Genomic DNA, 4,764 nt, shown 5'->3' with positions numbered 1-4,764 from the left:
AACGCTATGCATCCCTGCGCGGCTTCTTCCATGGCGCCAGCGATGTTTCCGATGCGGCCGAACATTTGCAGGTGCGCTTGCGTTCAGTGCTGCTGAGCGAGAAGGCCAATGCGGTTGGCAAGACCCTGGCTCAGATGGATCTGGCGGCGCTGGGTGCGGAAGTGACGGCCTTGCGTCGCAGTGGTGTGCGTGTCGACGAGACGCCGGAAACAGTCTTGCTGGCGGGCGATGTCCTGGTGCTGCGCGGCGCAGTGGAAGAATTGTCTCGCGCCGAAGCGCGCTTGCTTAAATCCTGACGGGCTGCGGTAGTGGTTGACGCTAGCCATATGAAGACGGAAAATTGCCCACCTGTAATGAAGCCCGCAATGCAGGCCGCAATACAGGCAGTTTTCCTGCTGTAGTCCGTGCCGAACAGCTGACGATGGGGGAGCTATCCTGGTCGGATGCGCGATTTTCTTAATATAAATACTTCTCTTGTTCCCAGGTGGCGATTTGAGCGTTTCCCCCGGCAGTCTTCCTCATCCTTCACTGGCGTCGCCCGATTCCGTGCGCGACGCTGCGAATCCATCTGTTGCGATGCTGCCGCTGTATGTCGATCTTGATGGCACGCTGACTTATACCGATCTCTTGTTTGAATCAGTATTGCTGCTGATTAAACGCAATCCACTATACCTCTTCCTTTGCTGCATCTGGTTACTGCGCGGACGTGGCAATCTGAAGGCCCAGATTGCCAGCCGCATCGAGCTTGATGTGTCCTTGCTGCCATATAACAATGAATTGCTGGCTTACCTGCAGCATCAACATGTCGCCGGCCGGCGCCTGATACTGGCGAGTGCATCGGATCGTACGCTGGTGCAGCGTGTCGCCGACTATCTCGGCATCTTCGACGCGGTATTGGCCAGTGATGCAGCGACCAATTTGAAATCAAAAATCAAGCTGCAGGCGATAGTCGCCGACTCCGGCGAGAACGGTTTTGCCTACGCCGGCAATGCCGCTCCCGACCTTGCAGTGTGGGCGCATGCGGCCGAGCTCATCGTCGTCAATGCCTCGCCCGCCATCGTGGCGCAGGTGCAAAACCTGAAAACGCCCGCGCTGATCATCCCGCCGCGGCCATTCCAGTGGCGCTTGCTGATCAAGGCATTGCGCCTGCATCAATGGGCCAAGAATGCCTTGCTCTTTGTGCCTCTGATGGCGGCACACGACTTGAACGCGGATCGCTGGCTGGCGACCCTGCTGGCATTCCTGGCATTCGGCATGTGCGCCTCGGCCACCTACATCATCAATGATCTGTTCGACCTTGCCTCTGATCGCGCCCACCCGCGCAAGCAGGCACGACCTTTCGCTGCAGCGACGCTGACGATACCGTTTGGAGTCGTACTGCTTGCCGTGCTGCTGCCGCTATCCCTGTGGCTGGCGGCGGCGATTTCGCTGCCGTTTTTCGGCTTGATGCTGCTGTACGTGGTCGTGACGCTGCTCTATTCAGCGCGTTTGAAACAGATCGCGATCATAGATGTGCTGGTGCTGGCATCGCTGTATACGCATCGCATTCTGGCCGGCGGCCAGGTCAGCGATGTCGTGATCTCGAACTGGCTGCTGGCGGTTTCTCTGTTCATGTTCCTCAGCCTGGCGCTGGTCAAGCGCTGCGCCGAACTGGAATTCATGAGCGGCGACGGGCATGTGTCGCTGGCCGGACGTGGTTACCGCACCAGCGATTTGTCGTATCTGATTGCCATGGGCATTGCCAGCGGGTTTGTCGCGGTGATGTTGCTGGCGCTGTATGTCGATAGTCAGGTAGGCGGTGCAATGTATCCGCATGCTGAAATACTGTGGTTGATCCTGCCGCTGATGCTGTTCTGGGTCATGCGCCTGTGGCTGAAAGTTTCGCGTCTGGAAATCCAGGACGACCCGCTCTTGTTTGCGATCACCGATCGCAGCAGCTGGGTCGTCGCAATACTGGTTGCCTGCGTAGCATTGGCGGCATCGGTAGGGGGCATGTCATGAGCCAGATGGCGGCATTGGCGCTGGCGCTTTTTTGCGTATGCCTGACGGCACTGGCACAGGTGCTGCTGAAGATGGGCATGTCGGCGCCGGCCATTCAGCAGGCGATGTCGAATGGCATGCGTTCGGTTTACTGGCTGGCCTTGAGCAGTCCGCTGATCTGGGGCGGCATGCTGTGCTTTGGCGCCAGTGCAGGCTTGTGGTTGCTGGTGCTGGGCAAGCTCGAAGTCAGCATGGCTTATCCCTTGATTTCACTCGGCGTGGTACTGACGACGCTGGCCGGTATATTCATACTGGGCGAGTCGGTCAGTGCCTATAAAGTAGTGGGCGTGACCCTGATTATTGCGGGTGTGCTCGCACTGTCTGTAAAGAATTAAGGATAGAAATAAATGAATTTGAATTCAACGCGTTCACTGTATGCCAGTGCCGACCCGGTCCGTGCGCGGCAGGTTTTCAAGTGGACCTTCTTCATCACCTTGATGATCAAGCTATGGCTGGCGGCCTATTTCCCGATGACCGGGGATGAAGCGTTTTTCTATCAGTGGGGCGTATTCCCGGCCTGGGGATATTCGGATCATCCACCGATGGTGGGTTGGCTGTTGTTCGTGCTCAACAGCATTTCCGACCATCCATTATCGCTGCGGTTTTTCACGGTACTGATGTGGAGCCTGATCGCGCTGGGCCTGGTCGATTTGCTGCGCCGGATTTCACCGTATCAGGAAGGCGTGGCCTACTGGCTGGGTACCCTGTTCCTGTTGCTGCCGTTCACGTTGTTGCTCAATATTGTCACTACCGATACGCCGCTGATTTTCTTCATCTTCCTGTCCGGCTACTGCTTCACACGCGGCACGCTGTCTGACAAAATTCTCTGGTATGTCGGGGCGGGCGTATTCCTCGGGCTGGCGCTGTTGTCGAAATATTTTGCCGGTTTGCTGGCGATCGCGTATTTCGTCTACCTGTGCCGCTCGCGCCGCGGCTGGCTCAAGCTGATCGTCATCGCCCTGTGTTCGGCGCCCTTGTTTGCGATTACCGTGGCATTCAATGCGCACAATTGCTGGACCAATGTGATGTTCAACATGATCAATCGCAACGAAAATACAGAGTTGTCGCTGTATACCGTTGGTGAATACATAGCGATGATGATTTACCTGATCACACCCTGGGTCTTCCTCAAATTGTTGCGCTCAACCGGAATGATGGTTCAGCGTGGTGCGATCGTCGTGCTGTTCCTAGTGCCATTCATTTTGTTCCTGCTGCTGTCATCGGAAAAAACCATAGGCTTGCACTGGGTGCTGGGCTTCATGCCCTTCCTCTTCCTGTTCATCGGCACTACCAGCAATGCGGAAGATTTACGCAAATATGCAAAATGGACGGCGTGGTTCTCGGTGCCGCACTTTCTGTTCCTGGCGGCGATCATCCTGCTGCCGACCACGATGTGGAAGAATTACGTGCTGCATGACGACATCGTGTTTCACAAGGAAGCAAAAAACATCGTTGCAGCATTGCGCAAGGATTTGCCGCCGGACGGTGCGATCATGGCGCGTGCCTACACGCCGTCTGCATTGCTGTCGTATCACGCCGGCGAATACTGGCCGACTTTTGGCGAAGGCAAGTTCCACGCACGGCAGGACGATCTGCAAGTCGATTTCAGGCAGTATGCCGGCAAATCTATCCGCATTTTCAACCGCAGGGCGATCAATGCCAGTGACCTGGCGCCGTATTTTTCATCGGTGACTGTGCATACGGTGGAAGCTGATGGCGTTACGTTCTGGTACGCCGACGGCAAGGACTTCAATTACGAGGTTTATCGCGAACGCATCCTGAAAACGATAGCCGACCGGTATTACCGGATACCTTCATTCCTGCCTGTGTATGGCTGCCAGTTCCTCGAGCGCTACGACCTCAAGCGCCCATAACTCTGTAATGATGTTTGGTTGCTGTAAGCTGGCAATAAGGAAGCAGTAGTAAAGTTGTTCCAGGATGCCGATGCCGGATGGGAGCAATCCTGTCCGGCATTTTTCTTTGCGGTCAACATGATGGGGAACAATGGAAATATTTGAACGCATACTTGGCATTATTCTGCCGGTCTTCATCATCATCGCTCTCGGTTACGGCTACGCCCGCTTGCGCGGCGATACAGTGCGTGCCGACATGACTGCGGTCAATCGCGTCAGCATGGATGTGTTGTGTCCGCTGCTGGTTTTTACTGCGCTGGCGGCCAGGGATTTCGACCTCGCGCATAACGCCACATTGATACTGGCTGGTGCATTGATTTCGCTGGGATCGGGTTTGCTGGCGTGGCCGGTGGCGCGTCTGTTCGGTTACGATGTGCGCAGCTTCGTGCCGCCTATGATGTACAACAATTGCGGCAACATGGGTTTGCCGCTGGCGGTGCTGGCATTTGGCGCCGCCAGCCTGGGCTCGGCAGTGGCCTTGTTCATGGCATGCAATCTGGTTTATTTTTCCATCGGCATCAAGATCATCGAGAGTGGCAGAGGCAAGGGCGTGCATGTCTCGCCGTGGAAATTCCTCGCCAACCCAATGATGATTGCGATGATCATCGGCATGGCATTTGCGATTGTGCACGTGCCCTTGCCTGCGCCCTTGTTCATTGCGATGAAAATGTTGGGCGATGCCTGCATACCGCTGATGCTGTTTGCGCTGGGCGTGCGCATGCTCGATGTCAGCCTGAAAAGCTGGCATATCGGCCTGGTCGGCGCGATTGTGTGTCCGGTCGCCGGCTTGATCATCGCGTGGCTGCTGGAT

Annotated in this window: 5 protein-coding genes; all 5 read left to right on the top strand. The window is 56.2% G+C overall.

The features are described from left to right. On the top strand, positions 1-296 hold a 296-nt coding region (locus Q7T06_RS11255; RefSeq protein WP_304784681.1), incomplete at its 5' end, for a TrkA C-terminal domain-containing protein. Between the two features lie 196 nt (positions 297-492). Further along, a complete protein-coding gene (locus Q7T06_RS11250) occupies positions 493-2,001 on the top strand; it encodes a UbiA family prenyltransferase (protein ID WP_304784679.1) in 1,509 nt (502 codons plus the stop codon). Continuing rightward, positions 1,998-2,375: an EamA family transporter gene (locus Q7T06_RS11245; protein WP_304784677.1), complete on the top strand. Its 378-nt coding sequence runs from the start codon at positions 1,998-2,000 to the stop codon at positions 2,373-2,375. The genes Q7T06_RS11250 and Q7T06_RS11245 overlap by 4 nt, the downstream gene beginning before the upstream one ends. 12 nt (positions 2,376-2,387) lie before the next feature. Then, complete coding sequence (locus Q7T06_RS11240) at positions 2,388-3,914, top strand: glycosyltransferase family 39 protein (protein ID WP_304784675.1); 1,527 nt, start codon at positions 2,388-2,390, stop codon at positions 3,912-3,914. Between the two features lie 130 nt (positions 3,915-4,044). Then, positions 4,045-4,764: AEC family transporter (locus Q7T06_RS11235; RefSeq protein ID WP_304784673.1), on the top strand; the 720-nt coding region annotated here is incomplete at its 3' end.

This window comes from Herminiimonas sp., from assembly GCF_030645555.1.
Taxonomy (GTDB): Bacteria; Pseudomonadota; Gammaproteobacteria; order Burkholderiales; family Burkholderiaceae_D; genus Oxalicibacterium.
The sequence above is the reverse complement of the archived record's forward strand: the minus strand, read 5'-3'. Positions and strand labels throughout refer to the sequence as shown.